General features: G+C 71.6%; 12 protein-coding genes and 1 tRNA gene. 6 read left to right on the top strand and 7 right to left on the bottom strand.

From position 1 onward, the window contains the following. Positions 1 to 40: 40 nt before the first annotated feature. A complete protein-coding gene (locus PYR72_RS33590; protein ID WP_275458771.1) occupies positions 41 to 961 on the bottom strand; it encodes a LysR family transcriptional regulator in 921 nt (306 codons plus the stop codon). A 144-nt stretch (positions 962 to 1105) separates the two neighbouring features. Here PYR72_RS33590 and PYR72_RS33585 point away from each other — a divergent pair, with 144 nt between their 5' ends. Continuing rightward, positions 1106 to 1432 (top strand): hypothetical protein, encoded by a 327-nt coding sequence (locus tag PYR72_RS33585; RefSeq protein WP_013004011.1) that lies wholly within the window; start codon positions 1106 to 1108, stop codon positions 1430 to 1432. 48 nt (positions 1433 to 1480) lie between these two features. Here PYR72_RS33585 and PYR72_RS33580 read toward each other — a convergent pair. Continuing rightward, positions 1481 to 1552 (bottom strand) — tRNA-Val (locus PYR72_RS33580). A 163-nt stretch (positions 1553 to 1715) separates the two neighbouring features. Here PYR72_RS33580 and PYR72_RS33575 point away from each other — a divergent pair. The 3 genes from PYR72_RS33575 to PYR72_RS33565 all read left to right on the top strand — a co-directional run bounded on the left by PYR72_RS33575 (position 1716) and on the right by PYR72_RS33565 (position 4775). Beyond that, positions 1716 to 2510: a DUF4097 family beta strand repeat-containing protein gene (locus PYR72_RS33575; protein ID WP_275458770.1), complete on the top strand. Its 795-nt coding sequence runs from the start codon at positions 1716 to 1718 to the stop codon at positions 2508 to 2510. Positions 2511 to 2610: 100 nt separating this feature from the next. Next, complete coding sequence (locus PYR72_RS33570; protein ID WP_275458769.1) at positions 2611 to 4023, top strand: hypothetical protein; 1413 nt, start codon at positions 2611 to 2613, stop codon at positions 4021 to 4023. A 101-nt stretch (positions 4024 to 4124) separates the two neighbouring features. Further along, positions 4125 to 4775: a DUF4383 domain-containing protein gene (locus PYR72_RS33565; protein WP_275458768.1), complete on the top strand. Its 651-nt coding sequence runs from the start codon at positions 4125 to 4127 to the stop codon at positions 4773 to 4775. Positions 4776 to 4803: 28 nt separating this feature from the next. On the opposite strand, the gene PYR72_RS33560 is transcribed toward PYR72_RS33565, so the two are convergent. The 3 genes from PYR72_RS33560 to PYR72_RS33550 all read right to left on the bottom strand — a co-directional run bounded on the left by PYR72_RS33560 (position 4804) and on the right by PYR72_RS33550 (position 9525). Next, on the bottom strand, positions 4804 to 5946 hold the full coding sequence (locus tag PYR72_RS33560) for an amidase domain-containing protein (RefSeq protein WP_275458767.1): 1143 nt from the start codon (positions 5944 to 5946) through the stop codon (positions 4804 to 4806). 115 nt (positions 5947 to 6061) lie between these two features. Further along, entirely contained in the window at positions 6062 to 7351 is a 1290-nt protein-coding gene (locus tag PYR72_RS33555) for a hypothetical protein (protein WP_275458766.1), read from the bottom strand. A 47-nt stretch (positions 7352 to 7398) separates the two neighbouring features. After that, positions 7399 to 9525: a transglycosylase domain-containing protein gene (locus tag PYR72_RS33550; RefSeq protein ID WP_275460592.1), complete on the bottom strand. Its 2127-nt coding sequence runs from the start codon at positions 9523 to 9525 to the stop codon at positions 7399 to 7401. A gap of 479 nt (positions 9526 to 10004) precedes the next feature. Between PYR72_RS33550 and PYR72_RS33545 the strand changes: the two genes are divergently transcribed. Together PYR72_RS33545 and PYR72_RS33540 are read left to right on the top strand one after the other, a co-directional pair. Next, positions 10005 to 10223, top strand: a complete 219-nt coding sequence (locus PYR72_RS33545; protein ID WP_037725186.1) for a zinc ribbon domain-containing protein — start codon at positions 10005 to 10007, stop codon at positions 10221 to 10223. Positions 10224 to 10380: 157 nt separating this feature from the next. After that, positions 10381 to 11112 carry a DedA family protein gene (locus PYR72_RS33540; protein ID WP_275460591.1) on the top strand — a complete coding sequence of 244 codons (732 nt, stop codon included), beginning with the start codon at positions 10381 to 10383 and terminating at the stop codon, positions 11110 to 11112. Between the two features lie 18 nt (positions 11113 to 11130). On the opposite strand, the gene PYR72_RS33535 is transcribed toward PYR72_RS33540, so the two are convergent. Continuing rightward, complete coding sequence (locus PYR72_RS33535) at positions 11131 to 11949, bottom strand: HAD family hydrolase (RefSeq protein ID WP_275458765.1); 819 nt, start codon at positions 11947 to 11949, stop codon at positions 11131 to 11133. Continuing rightward, entirely contained in the window at positions 11949 to 14444 is a 2496-nt protein-coding gene (locus PYR72_RS33530) for a phosphoribosyltransferase (protein ID WP_275458764.1), read from the bottom strand. The genes PYR72_RS33535 and PYR72_RS33530 overlap by 1 nt, the downstream gene beginning before the upstream one ends. Between the last annotated feature and the right edge of the window lie 17 nt (positions 14445 to 14461).

The following is a 14461-nucleotide window of genomic DNA, read 5'->3' as shown; positions in this document are numbered from 1 at the left end:
GGCGCCCGCCCGGCGTCCGTCCCGCCGGAAGCGGGGGCTTCTAGACGCCCCGCACCCCGCCGCCGACCCGCACCGCGTGCCGGGCCACCGTGTCGGCGAAGGCGCGGGCCGGCGGGGACAGTGCCTCCCAGCGCCGGACGGCCCAGCCGACGGTGAGCGGCGGCAGGTCGGGGACCGGGACGAAGCGCAGCCCGGGCCGGCCGGGGCCCGTCCAGCCCGGGAGCGCGGGGACCACGGCGGGTCCGACCCCGAGTTCGGCGAGGAGGATCGCGGTGTCCCAGTCGGCGACACCGGCGCCGGAGGAGCTGACGGAGATGCCCAACTCCCGGTAGGCGGTGTGGAGATGGGCGTAGGAGGTGGGGTTCTCCGGCAGCCCGATGAGCCGCATCCCGTCCAGGTCCGCGCCCCCGATCCGCTCGCGTGCGGCGAGTTCGTCGTCGGCGCGCACCGCGAGCACCCAGGGCAGCTCCGCCACGGCCCGCTGCTCGATGCCGCGCACCGCGGGTCCGAGGGTCAGCCAGGACAGGTCGAGGTCCCGCGCCGGGTCGGCCAGCGCGTCCCGGCACCCGGCGCTGGAGCGCACGGTCTGGAACTCCAGGCCCACGTCCGGGTACGCGCGCCGGAAGTCGACGATGCCCTGGGCCATGAAGTGCCGCACGGTCGTGCCGCCGGTGGCGATCCGTACGACACCGCCGTCGCCCCGCACCATTTCGGCCAGCCGGCGCAGTGCGAGGTCGAGGCCGGTGATGCCCTCGGCCGCCGCTTCCTGGAGCACGCGTCCGGCCCGGGTGGGCACGACCCCGCGGGCCTGCCGCTCCACGAGTCCGACACCGGTCTCGCGCTCCAGCCGCCGTACGTGCTGGCTCACCGCCGACTGGGTGCAGCCCAGGTCACGGGCCACCGCGCTGAGGCTCCCGGCCCGGCAGACGGCGACGAAGACGCGCAGATCGTCGAGGGTCACACGGGCACCGTACCCAAGGTTGAGCTTGGGCACGAAGCCCGGCCCCGAGGTTCCGCTTCACCACGTCACCCGTCCGCGTGAAGCCCGCCCCGAAGTACCGGAAGGAACTCGCATCCCAAAATCGAACAGGCGTAGCATTGTCGTGTGGCTAAGACCTATGACTTCCCCAGCGACCTCCTCGCCGGTCAGGAGGAGCTGCATCAGGTCCGGGCCGAGCTCCTGGCACTGCTGAAGCGGCTGCCCTGGTCGGTCGAACCCCTGGACGGTTTCAGTGACGACAACGGCTGGCGGAAGATCGAGCGTCCCGCCTCCCCGGGCTGGACTCCCGACGAACAGGCCGAGGTGGAGAAGCTCCGCGAGCGCGAGCGCGAACTCGCGGTCTTCGTGAGCTGCCACCGCTTCTGGGCGGAGGTCGCCACGGAGGAGAAGGTCGACGCCCGGACCCGGCTGAAGCACACCCGCGAGTCCTGAACACGACGAAGACCCCGGCCGGTCGGCCGGGGTCTTCGTCATCCCAGGTGGGCACGGACGGTTTCGAACCGCCGACATCCTGCTTGTAAGGCAGGCGCTCTACCCCTGAGCTACGCGCCCGAGTACGAGTCGACAGCCTACATCGCGCGAGGCAGTGCCCCGCAAACCGATTCCCGGGGGTTATCCCCACCTCTGTTCCGGGAGCCGCCCGGATCCCGGCGAGGACGCCCGCTCCGTACGGTCGGAGGACCACGGAGGTCCGGAATCCCAGGGGGAGATCGTCATGACACGCACGGCGCGCACGGCCCGTACGGATCGCAGCTCACGCAGGGGCGCGGCGGTCGTCGCCGGCCTCGCCGTCGCGCTCATGGCGTCCGTCGCCGCGTGCGGGGCCGACGCCGGGGAGGACAGGGACCCCGAACACCGCAGCTTCGCCCTGGAAGGGAGGACGCTCACGGTCGACTCGGACGACTCGGCGCTCGAACTGGTCCCGGCGGACGGGGACGAGGTGGAGGTGACCCGCTGGTTCGAGGGCCGCGTCGTGGTCGGCGGGAAGCCGCGGGTGACCTGGGCGATGAAGGACGACCGGCTGAAGCTGCGGCTGGAGTGCTCGGGCATGGTCGCCGACTGCTCGGCCAGGCACCGCATCGAGGTGCCGCGCGGCGTCGCCGTCACCGTGACCAGCGACGACGGCAGCGTGACCGCCGAGGGCTTCACGGACCCGCTGGAGGTCCGGTCGGCCGACGGCGGTGTGCGGGTGACCGATGCCACCGGGCCGCTGGAGCTGCACACCGACGACGGTTCGGTGCGCGCGCTCGGGATCGGGTCACGGAGCGTCAGGGTGAGCTCGAAGGACGGTTCCGTCGCGCTCGAACTCGGCGTCGTACCGGACCTGGTGGAGTCCCGCAGCGACGACGGCTCGATCAGCATCGGGCTGCCGCGCGAGGCGTCGTACCGGGTGGAGACCGGCAGCGAGGACGGCTCCGTGGAGGTGTCGGTGCCCCGTGACCGGGACAGCTCCCACGTGGTGAGCGCCCACACCGAGGACGGCTCGGTGAAGGTGCGGAACACGGACTGAACAGGGCCCGGCGAGCCCGAACCGAACGCCCCGTGTTTTCGTCCTCGACGGGTGGGAGAATGGCAACCGGTCAGGGTGGATGACAGCACGGGAGAGGGAAGTGACGGCGACACCTGCACAGCCGTACACACCGACGGTGCCGGGCGCACCCCAACCCCTCAGCCGTGCACCACGACCGGCCGGAGCGCGGTCGGCCGGCCGGGACGCGCTCGCCCTGATCGCCCTCCCCCTCCTCGCCGTGCTCGTGCTGCCCGGCGCCTTCGCCGGAGGCGGTACCCGGCGGTGGTTCGGAGGGCGCGCCGAGGGGCAGCGGGCCGAGGCGCAGGCGGCGAAGGACGCGGCGGCGGCCGCGTTCTACGAGCTGGACACCGCCCAGCGCGACCTGCGGATCTCGATAGAGACGATCACGGCGGTGGACGACTCGCCCGCCGCCCGCCGGGCCGTGGACGGCTTCGAGGCGCTGGGGCGGCGCATCAACGAGGTCAGCCAGCAGTACATCAACGCCGTGGACGCCCACGACCTGGACCGGGACGACCTGGAGGCGTCCGTCGCCGCGCGGGCCCGGACCGAGCTGACCGCCGCCAAGGACGAGCTGGGGCGGGTCAAGCAGGAGCTGGACCGGTTCGCCCAGGGGCTCGGGCCGCTGCTCGGCACGGCCGAGACCCAGCTGGCCCGGCTGGTCCCGGCGGTGGAGCGCGCCCGGCAGGGCCTGCGCGCCGCGTCCGACGCCCTGGACGCCGTACGGGCCTCGCAGCTGACGGCGGACGACCTCGCCGCCCGGCTGGCGGCGCTCGCGCCGGAGCTGACCAAGCTCAACCAGGGCGCGGGACAGCACGGCGTGCGCGAGACGCTGGAGCGGGCCGACCGGGTGGTGCGCGAGGCGGAGGCCGTGCGGGCGGAGGCCGAGCGGCTGCCGGAGCGGGCCGCCGAGATCGATCACCGGCTGGTGTCGCTGCGGACCCGCGCGGAGGCGCTGGGCACCCGGGCGGAGCAGGTGCCGCAGGTGCTGAGCGAGCTGCGGCGGCGGTTCGTGGCGGCCTGCTGGCAGGACCTCCAGCAGGTGCCGGACCAGGCCGCCCGGGACGTCGGGCAGGCCCAGGCGAAGCTGCGCGAGGCGCGGGCCGCGCGGGACGCCCAGCGCTGGCCGGACGCGACCTCGCTGCTGTCGACGGTACGGGCGCTGCTGAACCACACCGACGAGGCCGTCTCGGCGGCCGGTGACCGGCTGCGGCGGCTGAACGCGGTGCAAAAGGACCCCCAGCAGGAGATCGACCGGACCCGGTTCGCCATCCGGGACGCGCAGCGGCTCGCCATGACCGGCCGCTCCACCCCGGATCCGCGGCACGCCCGCCCGCTGGACGACTCCGTGGGCCGGCTGGACCGCGCGATCGCCTCCCTGGAGGGCCGCCACCCCGACTACTGGCACTTCCTGACCGAGACCGAGGCCGTGCGGCAGAACGTGGCCCGGGTCGTCGACCAGATCCGCAAGCAGCGCGGCGCGGGCACCGGCTGAGGCGTCCGGCCCCCCAGACAGGCCCTAGGTTGCCCGGCGCCCCCGCGCGACGGATGCTGAAGGGGTACGCAGGCCACCGCTCACACCGGATGGAGGCGGACATGGCCACGCACGCCACGCACACGCTGCGTCCGAAGGGCCGGCACGCGGGTCCCCGGCGGCGGATCAGCATCGACGAGCATCTGCCCGTCGACCACCGGCTCAACACGGTCTACCGGTTCGGGGCGGGCCTGATGGGCCTGTTCCTGCTCGTCTTCGGGATCCTGGGCCTCATCGACAAGGTGGGCTGGTTCGACACCCGGGGCGACCAGGTCGCGGGTCTGAACACCAACGGCACGCTGAGCGTCCTGTCGATCGCCGTGGGGCTGCTGCTGCTCGTCGGCATGGTGATCGGCGGCAACTTCGCCTCCACCCTGAACATGACCCTGGGCGTGCTGTTCATCCTGAGCGGCTTCGGCAACCTGGCCCTGCTGGACACCGGCTCCAACTTCCTGGCGTTCCGCATCCAGAACGTCCTGTTCAGCTTTGTCGTCGGCGTGCTGCTGATGACGTTCGGGATGTACGGCAGGGTCGGCTCGGCGCTGCCGCACGAGAGCCCGTACTGGCGGGCCCGCCACCCCGAGGAGGCCGAGCGCGAGATGCGGCGCAAGGCCGGTGTGGGGATGGCGAAGCTGGAACGCGCCGACGCCCTCCCCGGGTCCGGGCCGGGATCCCCATCGGGATCCGCGTCGGACGGGAAGGGCGCCGGCTGAACACCTGCTGTGGCCCGGGGGCCGTGGATCAGGTGCGGTACGCGTAGTAGTACGAGTTCGGGTACGAGGCGATGATGCTCTGCACCGAACGGCGGTACGTGTCCGCGTCGTGGTACGTCAGGTACGGGACGCCGCTGGGGCTGCGGTAGGTCGTCATCATCGAGTGGTCCTTGTCGCCATCCCGGTTGAAGTCGACCTGGAGCACGTCACCGACGTCCATCTGGTAGACGTTCGCCAGCGGGGTGGTGCGCTTGGCGGTCTGGGTGAACCAGGACCACTCGTTGACACCGATCCACGCGTCCGCCGTACCGTTGGAGGCGTAGTACCAGGTGTCGTACTCCTCCGGCGTGACCTTGGATATCTGCGTCCAGCCGCCGGCCAGGAGGCCCTGGCTGAGGTAGTTGGTGCAGTCGCCGCCGAGCGAGTTGTACTTGCGGTACGCCGGGTTGTAGTTCTTCCAGTACTTCTCGGTGTACGCGGCCATCGCCGTGTAGTTGTACTTGCCGCCGTTGATCGTCTTCGGCGCGGCGGCCGCGGGCCAGCTGGTGGCCGCCTTCGGCGCCTGGTGGACGGCCATCGGCGTACGGCTGAGCTTGGCGTCCGCCGCCGGGACCGCCGGGTCGTTGATGCGCGAGGCACCGCCGTCGGTGGAGCGCATGGCGGTCAGTTGCCACGTGCCACCGGCCTGGGCGGTGAAGGTCAGCACGTGGTGCGCGTCGAAGCCCGTCGAGGAGGGCTCGTCGCCGCGGATCTTCTTGTACTTGAGGCTCGTGGTCTCGGTGATCTTGACCGTGGCCTTCTTGCCCTTGAGCGTGGCGCTGTCGACGCTGACCTTGGTGTCGGCCGAGCTGTAGGCCTCACCGAGGGCGTCGAGACGGGCCTTGGTGCCCTTCAGGGCGGACAGCTTGCCGTCCTCGGCCTTCTTCTGGCCGGACGACAGCGACACACCGCCGGTGGGCTTCAGCGACTTGCGGGCGGCCTTGCCGCCGAGCAGCACGGCCGTACGGTCGGTCAGCACGTTGTCCGCGACGCGACCGAAGGCGTCCTTGGTCGCCTTGGTGACCTTGGGCGTCGACGCGGCGGCGTTCGCGGCGGCGACGGGCAGCAGCGCGGATGCCACCACGGCTGCCGCGAGGGTCGAGCCTGCGAGGCTCAACGTCCTTCTTCTCACTGGGAATCTCCTTGACCCCGAGTTGGTCGTACCCGGGAACGAATCTTTACATGACCTCCTCAAGCGAAGTGAGGCCGGGGGGTGTAACAAGTGAGCAACGTGGGTATCTGTGGGGCTATTTCACGACCGAGGCCCAGTCGGCCGGTGCCTGTGCGGGGTCGAGGCCGCGCAGGTTCGCCAGGGTCTGGGGCGACTGGACGTCCATCCAGTCGGCCAGTTCGTCGAAGGACACGCACTTGACGTCCTTCTTCACGCACACGTTCTTGATGACCTCGTCGACGGCCTTCATGTAGATGCCGCCGTTCCACTGCTCGAAGTGGTTGCCGATGAGCAGGGGCGCCCGGCTGCCGTAGTAGACGCGGTTGAAGCCGGCCATGTAGGTGTCGATGGTCTTCTGCTGCCACGCCGGGTACTGGGCGGGGTCGCCCTCGGTGGACCCGCCCGACTGGTTGTGGAGGAAGTTGAAGTCCATCGACAGCGCCTGGTACTCGTCGCTGTACGGGAGCAGTTGCAGCGGGAAGTCCCAGATGCCGTTCTTCTTGCCGGGCCAGACCTGGTAGGCGCCCGGGGAGCTGGCGTCGTAGCGGTAGCCGAAGTCCTTGATCGCCTTCAGCAGGTTGTCCTGGCCCTCCAGGCAGGGGGCCCGGCCGCCCTTGACGGCGTCGACGGTGAAGGGCAGCGGGGCGAGGTCGGTGTCTCCGGTGTTCGTCTTCCAGTTGGCGAGGAAGTCGTTGAACTCCTTGATCTCCTGCTTCCACTCCGCGACGCTCCACTCGCCGCCGCCCTTCGGGCCGCAGAAGTGTCCGTTGAAGTGGGTGCCTATCTCGTTCCCCTCCTTCCACGCCTTGCCGAGTTCCTCCAGCGTGGTGCGGATGTGCTCGTCGGTGGGGTAGCTGATCGCGGCGGCGCCCTTGTCGTGCTGGGGCGGGTCGTACAGGTCCCGCTTGGACTTGGGCAGCAGGTAGATGCCGGTCAGGAAGAAGGTCATGTGGGCGTTGTACTGCTTCGCCATCTGCCGGTAGTGGTCGAAGAGGTTGTCGTCGCCCGCGAGCGCGCCGTCCCAGGAGAAGACGACGAACTGCGGCGGCTTCTCACCCTTCTTGAGCTTCACGGCCTTCAGCCGCCCCTTCTGCGGGCCGGTGTAGGAGGTGGAGCCGTCCCCGACGACCTTGGTCTTGCCGTCCCACACGGGCTCCTTCTTCGTGGACCTCTTGGTGTTCCCGCTGCCGGCCGAGGAGGCCGTCGGCGCGGTGTTGCCCGTGCGGTTGAGCACCATGTACCCGCCGACGAGCGAGGCGACCACGAGGAGCGCGGCCAGGGTCAGGAACTGCGGGCGCGTGGTGCGGCGGCGCTGCGGGCGCGCCTTGCGTCGGCGGCCCTTGTGCGGCTTGCTGCCAGAGGTCATGTGCGGCTCATTCTGCGAGGGTGGCGGGTGCGGGTGCTCATCGGTGGTCAGCCGATACTCATCGCACGGGACCAGATGTCGTAGGGGACGCCGGCATTGGGTGTTCCGGCGATCCCGCCGAGCCGCAGCGGCTCCAGGCTCTTGGTGAGGTCGATGCGGTAGACGACGACGGCGGTCGACACGTTGTCGGCCGTACCGACGTACCAGGCGGCCTTGTCGTCCTGGGTGGTCCCGCCCTTGGCGGCCACCTCGTAGGACGCGGCGCCGGGCGAGTCGGGGTGGGCCGTGCGGAAGGCGTCCGTGAGCGCCGAGGTGACCTCGGCGGCCACGTCGGCGCCCACCGCGCGCTCGGGCCTGGGGGTGTTCAGGGGGACCCGGGACCCGTTGTGGGTCATCTTGCGCACGGAGTACGGCTCGGTGTGCTTGCCCTGGGCGGCGAAGGTGCTGTAGCCGCTGGCCATGCGGATCGCGCTGGGCGTGGCGCTGCCCACGGAGAGCGCGGGCACCTGGGCCCCGAAGCTGGAGGGCAGGAACCCGGCCGCCTGGGCCGTCCTGCGCACCTTGGCCAGGCCGGTGTCCATGCCGAGCTGCATGAAGGGCGTGTTCACCGATCCGGCGAGGGCGTCGTGCAGGCTGATCGGGCCCCAGGACTTCTTGCCGTCGTTGTGGGCGGAGACCCGGTCGCCGTCCCGGTCCCAGTACGGCCCCTCGGGGGTCGTCACCGGGACGGCGTCGTTCCCGTCGTAGACCGTCTGCGGGGTGACAGGTGTAGCCGCGCCGCCGCGCTCCTTGACGACGCCGTGTTCCAGCCCGGCGGCGTACACGAACGGCAGGAACGCCGAGCCGGACGGGACGGTGGTCGCGTTCGACTCGTTGTAGCCCTGTGTGCGGTGGTCGGGGCCGCCGTAGACGGCCAGGATGCGCCCCTTGGAGTCGACCGAGGAGGCGCCGAAGTGGGCGGCCTTCGCCTTCTTCGGGTTCTCCTTGACCACCTTCTTGCGCGCCTTGGTGACGGCGTCGGTCAGCTCGTTCTGCCGGTCCTTGTCGAAGGTCGTGTAGATCTGGTAGCCGCCCCGGTCGAACTCCTTGGCGGTGATGTTCGCGGCCTTCTTCGCGTACTGGGACGCCAGCTCCACCAGGTAGTCGCTCTGCTTGCCCGTGTCGTACTGGTTGGACGGGTCGAGCGGCTCGGGGAACTTCGTGTACTTGGCGCGCTCCGCCTTGGACAGCTTCTTGATGGCCACCATGCGGTCCAGGATCCACTCCCAGCGCACGACCGTCCGCGCGTGGTTGGCCCTGCTGAGGGAGGGGTCGTAGAGGCCGGCGCCCTTGAGGAGGGAGGCGAGGGCGGCGGCCTCGCTGACGTTCAGCTCGCTGACGTCCTTGCCGTAGTACGCCTGGGCGGCGCGCTGGATGCCGTAGGTGCCGCGGCCGAACCAGCTGGTGTTGAGGTAGCCCTCCAGGATCTCGTCCTTGCTCATCTGGTTGTCGAGCTTGAGGGCGATCATCGCCTCGTCGAACTTGCGGCCGAGCGAGCGGTCCTGGGAGAGGTAGACGTTCTTGACGTACTGCTGGGTGATCGTCGAGCCGCCCTGGGTGTCGCCCTCGCCCACCGTGCGGACCAGGGCGCGGGTGATGCCGCTGACGGATATGCCGGGGTCGGAGTAGAAGCTGGAGTTCTCCGCCGCGAGCACCGCCCAGCGCACGTCCTCGGGGACGTCCTTCAGCGGCATCGCCTGGCGCCGCACCCAGCCGGTACGGGCCATGGGGGTGCCGTCGGACCAGAAGTACACGTTGTCCTGCTGGGTGGCGAAGGTGTTGAGGTCGGCGGGTATGTCCGTGGCGGCGTAGGCGACGGTGAGGAACATGCCGCTGGCGCCCACCGCCAGACCGGCGGCGCCCAGCGACTGCCGCCAGGACGGCACCCAGCGGCGCCAGTCCGTCCGGCCCGGACGCGGGTACTCCGGACGCATCCGGCTGACGAACGGCGCGAAAGGCGCCAGCCGGGCCCCCGCGGCGGCGGTGAATCTGGCCAGAACCGACGGCCTCGGCGCCTTGCGCCGGCCGCGTCCGCCCGTTTTGGGCTGCTCCTGCGGCAGGTCGAACGTGCCCGGCTCGGGCAGCCGCAGCTGCATGGTCTCGTCCGGCGGGGCAGGGGGGAGCTTCAGCTGCATGGTGAGGTCGGACTCCCGGACCTCCTCCGTCCGTCCCTCCCCCGGGGCGCGCGGGGCACGCCGACGGCGTGCGCGGTCCTCGCCCTCGGAACCGGCCGGGTTGCCCTGGCTAGTCAAGGCGGACCCCCTCGTACGGGCGGCCCGGGCGATGCGCGGCAACGATGCGGCGGTGCGCGGCAACCTTTCGCCCACGCACGGCAACTGTTCGACCAGGAGACGTGGCTCCCGATCGGCAAAGGACAGCGGTCATGACTGTCCCCCCTCCCCACTTGGCATCGCCCGTGTGGTAGGTCACAGCCGCCACTCCCGCGGCCATGAGCCCCCTGTTCCCCCAGCCTTCCGGCCTCCACACAGCGACCACAAATTATCAGTCACTTTCACAACTGCTTCTGTCAGGAGCGTGAAAATCTGGCCAGTGTGACCGACCAGCCATTGTGCAGGCTCCTTGCCCCCGCGCGGACGGCGGCTAGCCTGGGCCCATGCCTCGCTACGAATACCGCTGCCGGACCTGCGGCGACACCTTCGAACTGAGCCGCCCGATGGCCGAGTCGTCCGCCCCCGCGGACTGCCCCGACGGCCACTCCGACACGGTCAAACTCCTGTCGACGGTCGCCGTCGGAGGTTCGGCCGCCGCGTCCGCGCCCGCGCCCCGGGCGGGCGGTGGCGGCGGTTGCTGCGGCGGCGGATGCTGCGGTTGATCAACACACTCCGATCAACGGCCGCCGCCCCGGAAGCGTTCATCGGACCCCCGCGGCACGGGCCCGTTTAAGCATACTTTCAGCCAGGCCCCCGGGGCCCCACCGCCCCCTCAGGCTCTCTTCAGCTTCGCTCACCTAGCGTGCCCCCATGACAGCCATGCAAGAGGAGTCGATGAGCGGCGCGCCCCTGTGGATCGTCGGTCTGATGGATCTGCTGGGCGCGCCCGGCGCGGGCATCGCCGTCGCGCTGGAGAACCTCTTCCCGCCGATCCCCAGCGAGGTCATCCTCCCCCTCGCCGGGTTCGCCGCGAGCACCGGGCAGATCAGCCTCCTGGCCGCCCTGCTGTGGACCACCGCGGGGTCCGTCGTGGGCGCCCTCGCGCTCTACGGCGTCGGCGCCTTCCTGGGACGCGACCGCACGGTCGCCCTCGCCGCCAGGCTGCCCCTCGTCAAGGCCGCGGACATCGAGAGGACGGAGGCGTGGTTCCTGCGGCACGGCACCAAGGCGATCTTCTTCGGCCGGATGGTCCCCGTCTTCCGCAGCCTGATCTCCGTGCCGGCCGGCGTGGAACGCATGCCCCTGCCTGTCTTCACCCTGCTCACCACCCTGGGCAGCGCCCTGTGGAACACGGCCTTCGTCCTGGCCGGCTACGTCCTCGGAGCGAACTGGACCGAGGTGACGGCGATCGCGTCGACGTACTCGAAGATCGTGCTGGGCGGAGCGAGCCTGGCGATCGTGGCCTTCACCTTGACCCGCTTCCTGAAGAGGGGCAGGCGCAGCCGCCCCTCTTCAGGGGCGCGGGGCGCTGACACATGCGGCTCCGCCGTGCGGGCGCGACAAGCCACGAACGACCCGCAGCCCGCAGACCACAGCTCCCCCACCCCCTGACCGGAACCAGAAAAACCCTCACCGCTCCCGCGCGGCCCGCAGGAACTCCCGAAGAATCCGCTCCCCGGCCAGCACCCCCCGCTCGGGCAGCGCGCTGACCCCGGGCGCCATGAACCCCTCGTCCGCCAGCTCCCCGTGCCCCGGCCGCCAGGCCCGGTCCGCCGCGAGCAGCAGATCCGCGTCCAGCAGCGAGTCCCCCGCGGCCAGGGTCAGCTCCACCCCGGTCCGCCGCGCGACCTCCCGCATCGCCGCCGACTTGGTGAGCGGCTTCGGCACGGCGTAGATCTTGCGTCCCTGGAGGGAGACGGTCCATCCCCGGTTCTCGGCCCAGACCGCGAGATCCTTCACCCATTCCTCGGGCAGCAGCTCACGCTCGACGACGAGGTAGACGAACAGGTCCTCCGCGACCCGGTGCTTGCGCACCCACGCCGGGTCCGCCGTGGCCTCCAGGTGGGCCCGCACCTCGGCGAGCGGCGCGCACTCGTCGGCGAGCCGGGCGGTGACCCGCCCGTGCCAGGCGGCGTCGGTCACCCCGTCCACGAGGAGATGGCCGCCGTTGGCGCAGATCGCGTAGGCCGGTTGCGGCCCCGGCAGACTGATCCGCTGGTACTGCTTGCGCGTCCGGGTCGTCGTCGGCACGAACACCGCCGCGTCCCCCAGCTCGGTGAGCAGCCCCGCGGCCGTCTCCGTCATGTACGACAGGGGTCTGCTCTCGTGCACCTCGACGGTGAGCAGCCGGGGCGCCCGCGCGTCCGGCATGGTCAGCGCGAGCGCGGCGGCCGAGTAGATGAGCGTACGGTCGAGATCGCTCGCGACGAGGACGCGGGGACCGGGCATCAGACCGTCACCGCCCTGCCGTCGGCGCCGGTCGCGCCCCGCGTGTACTGCGGGTGGATCAACCCCACGCATGTGTACGGCAGTTCGGCCACCTCTTCCACCGGTACCCCTCTCTGTTCGGCGAGCAGACGTACGTGGTCGAGGTCCGCGCCCGCCCCGGCCCGCGCGAGGATCTTCCACGGTACCCGGCGCAGCAGCACCCGGGTGGTCTCTCCCACACCGGGCTTGACCAGGTTCACGTCGTGGATGCCGTACTCCTCGCTGATGCGCTCGACGGCCGCCCAGCCCTCCCAGGTGGGCGTGCGGTCGGCGGCGAGCAGTTCCCCCACCCGGGAGTCCACGGTGTCCGTGACGTCCTCGAAGCGGTCGGAGACGGCGTCCAGGAAGGCCACCGACACATCGGCGCCGGCCAGCTCCCGGTAGAACTTGGCCCCGTGGAAGTCGTCGGGGCCGACCAGGTCCGCGCGCAGCACGGTCCGCGATATCAGCCCGGAGACGGTGGAGTTGAGGCAGGCGGACGGGATGAGGAAGTCCTCCCGGGTGCCGTACGTCCGCACGCACGAGCCGGGGTCGGCGAGCACGGCGATCTCCGGGTCGAAGCCGGAGATGCCGTCGGTCTTCTCGAACTCCGTCAGTGCGGCGGCGAGTTCACGGGTGATCGCGCCCTTGCCCGTCCAGCCGTCGACGAACACGACGTCGGCGGGGTCGTGACGGGCCGCCAGCCAGCGCAGCGCGTTGGCGTCGATGCCGCGCCCGCGCACGATGGACACGGCGTAGTGCGGCACGTCGATGCCGTGCCGGTACCGCGCCCACCGCCGCATCAGCACGCCGACCGGTGTCCCGGCCCGGGCCAGCGACACCAGTACGGGCCGCGCGGACCGCTCGGCCAGCACGGTCTCGGTCACCACGCCCACGGCCGCCGCGATGCGTGCGGCGGAGGTGTCGAGGGCGCTGTGGAAGAGGGCCTGGTACTGCTCGCTCGGCTGGTACTCGACCGGCAGGGACTCCGCGTAGTGGGCGCCCCCGCTCTGGATCGCCTCCTCCCGCTCCTCGGTGGGCGCCTCCAGCGTCACGTCCGAGAGGTCCCGCAGCAGCCAGCCCACCTCGTCGGCCGCGTAGGAGGAGAAGTCGGGACCGCGCAGGGGGTCGGGCAGCATGGAGGGCCTTTCGGTGAGGTGCGGGGCGGGCGGGACGTACGACGGCACCACGGCGAGCAGCACGGCGGGGGTGTGGGCGGCGAGGGCGGCCAGCAGGCCGTCGGGGGCGTGCAGGGCGGGTGTGTCGGCCACCGAGTCGACGACGGCGACCACGGCGTCGAAGCCGCCGCCGGCCACGTTGTAGGCGTACCGCTCCCCCGGCCCGTCCGCGGGGTCGTCGTGGGCAGGGAAGACGAGACGGCTGCGTATCGCGTAGCCGGGGTCGTCGACGGCGAGGACGGGGGAGCGCGTGGTGGTGGAGAACCGGATCTCCGTGCCGTCCCCCCGCTCCCGCACCAGGAGTTCCAGTGCGCGGGCCAGCGCCAGCGGCGCGTACATCAGCTCCTCGAAGCCGAGCACGAGCACCCGCCGGGCTGTCGGCGGCAGAGCCTCGGCGAGTGTCGCGGCCATGCCGGGCAGCGCGCTCTCCAGGCGGGCGCGGTGCGCCGGGGTGAAGCCGTGCCGCCCGCCGTCGGGCACACCCTCGGGCCATCCCAGCCCGACGCGGGTGACCGGCGAGCCGCTGCCCGTCCCGGCCGGGCCGGGGGCGGCGGTCTCGTGCCGCGCGACCAGCGCCTGCCCCTTCTCCAGGACGCCGTCCGGCAGCCGCACCGTCCCCTTCGCCGCGGTGACCAGGTCCACCCGCGCGCCGATCTCCCCGGCGAACTCCGTCAGCCGTCCCTGGTCGGCGGCCGAGCGCATGTCGACCAGCGCCACGACGACGTACCGCTCACGGGGATAGCGGTCGTGCAGCGCGCGGATGGTGTTGAGGACCGTGTTGCCGGTGGAGAACTCGTCGTCCACGAGCACCAGTGGCCCCCGTCCCGCGAGCAGGGCGGGGTCCTCCGGCAGCAGCAGGTGCGAGGTCGCGTGGGAGTGGGACTCCTCGAAACCGCCCGCCCGGTCCACGCCCTCGACCGGGCGCCGGGTGGAGTGGAGGTAGGGCGCCTCGCCGAGGCCGTCCGCGACCGAGTGCCCGAGACCGGTGGCCGTCTCGGCGTACCCGAGGACGACCGCCCTGCGCGCCCCGTCCTCCCCCAGCAGCTCCCGCACCCGGCGGCCCAGCGTGAACCCGTGCCCGTGGACGACGGCCGGCGACTGCGGCACGTGCTTGCCGAGCACGTTCGACACCAGCAGATGCGCCCGCTTGGGGTTGCGGCGCAGCGCCAGGCCCAGCAGCCCGCTCAGCTCCTCGTCCCCGACCAGGTCGACCCCGAGCCGGGCGCGGACCCAGGCCCCGGACCAGACCCCGCCGGACGGGCCGGGCGTACCTGTCGTGTCGTTCGCTGCGTTGATCATCGATTCCTCAGTCGTGG

It is taken from the genome of Streptomyces sp. VNUA24 (assembly GCF_029167005.1).
Lineage (GTDB): Bacteria > Actinomycetota > Actinomycetes > Streptomycetales > Streptomycetaceae > Streptomyces > Streptomyces scabiei.
The sequence above is the reverse complement of the archived record's forward strand: the minus strand, read 5'-3'. Positions and strand labels throughout refer to the sequence as shown.

What these genes read in the sequence shown, in the direction of transcription:
- PYR72_RS33575 (WP_275458770.1), top strand. Translation starts at nt 1,716, where the DNA reads ATGACACGCACGGCGCGCACGGCCCGTACGGATCGCAGCTCACGCAGG.
- PYR72_RS33565 (WP_275458768.1), top strand. Translation starts at nt 4,125, where the DNA reads ATGGCCACGCACGCCACGCACACGCTGCGTCCGAAGGGCCGGCACGCG.
- PYR72_RS33555 (WP_275458766.1), bottom strand. Translation starts at nt 7,351, where the DNA reads ATGACCTCTGGCAGCAAGCCGCACAAGGGCCGCCGACGCAAGGCGCGC.
- PYR72_RS33550 (WP_275460592.1), bottom strand. Translation starts at nt 9,525, where the DNA reads ATGCAGCTGAAGCTCCCCCCTGCCCCGCCGGACGAGACCATGCAGCTG.
- PYR72_RS33545 (WP_037725186.1), top strand. Translation starts at nt 10,005, where the DNA reads ATGCCTCGCTACGAATACCGCTGCCGGACCTGCGGCGACACCTTCGAA.
- PYR72_RS33540 (WP_275460591.1), top strand. Translation starts at nt 10,381, where the DNA reads ATGCAAGAGGAGTCGATGAGCGGCGCGCCCCTGTGGATCGTCGGTCTG.
- PYR72_RS33535 (WP_275458765.1), bottom strand. Translation starts at nt 11,949, where the DNA reads ATGCCCGGTCCCCGCGTCCTCGTCGCGAGCGATCTCGACCGTACGCTC.
- PYR72_RS33530 (WP_275458764.1), bottom strand. Translation starts at nt 14,444, where the DNA reads ATGATCAACGCAGCGAACGACACGACAGGTACGCCCGGCCCGTCCGGC.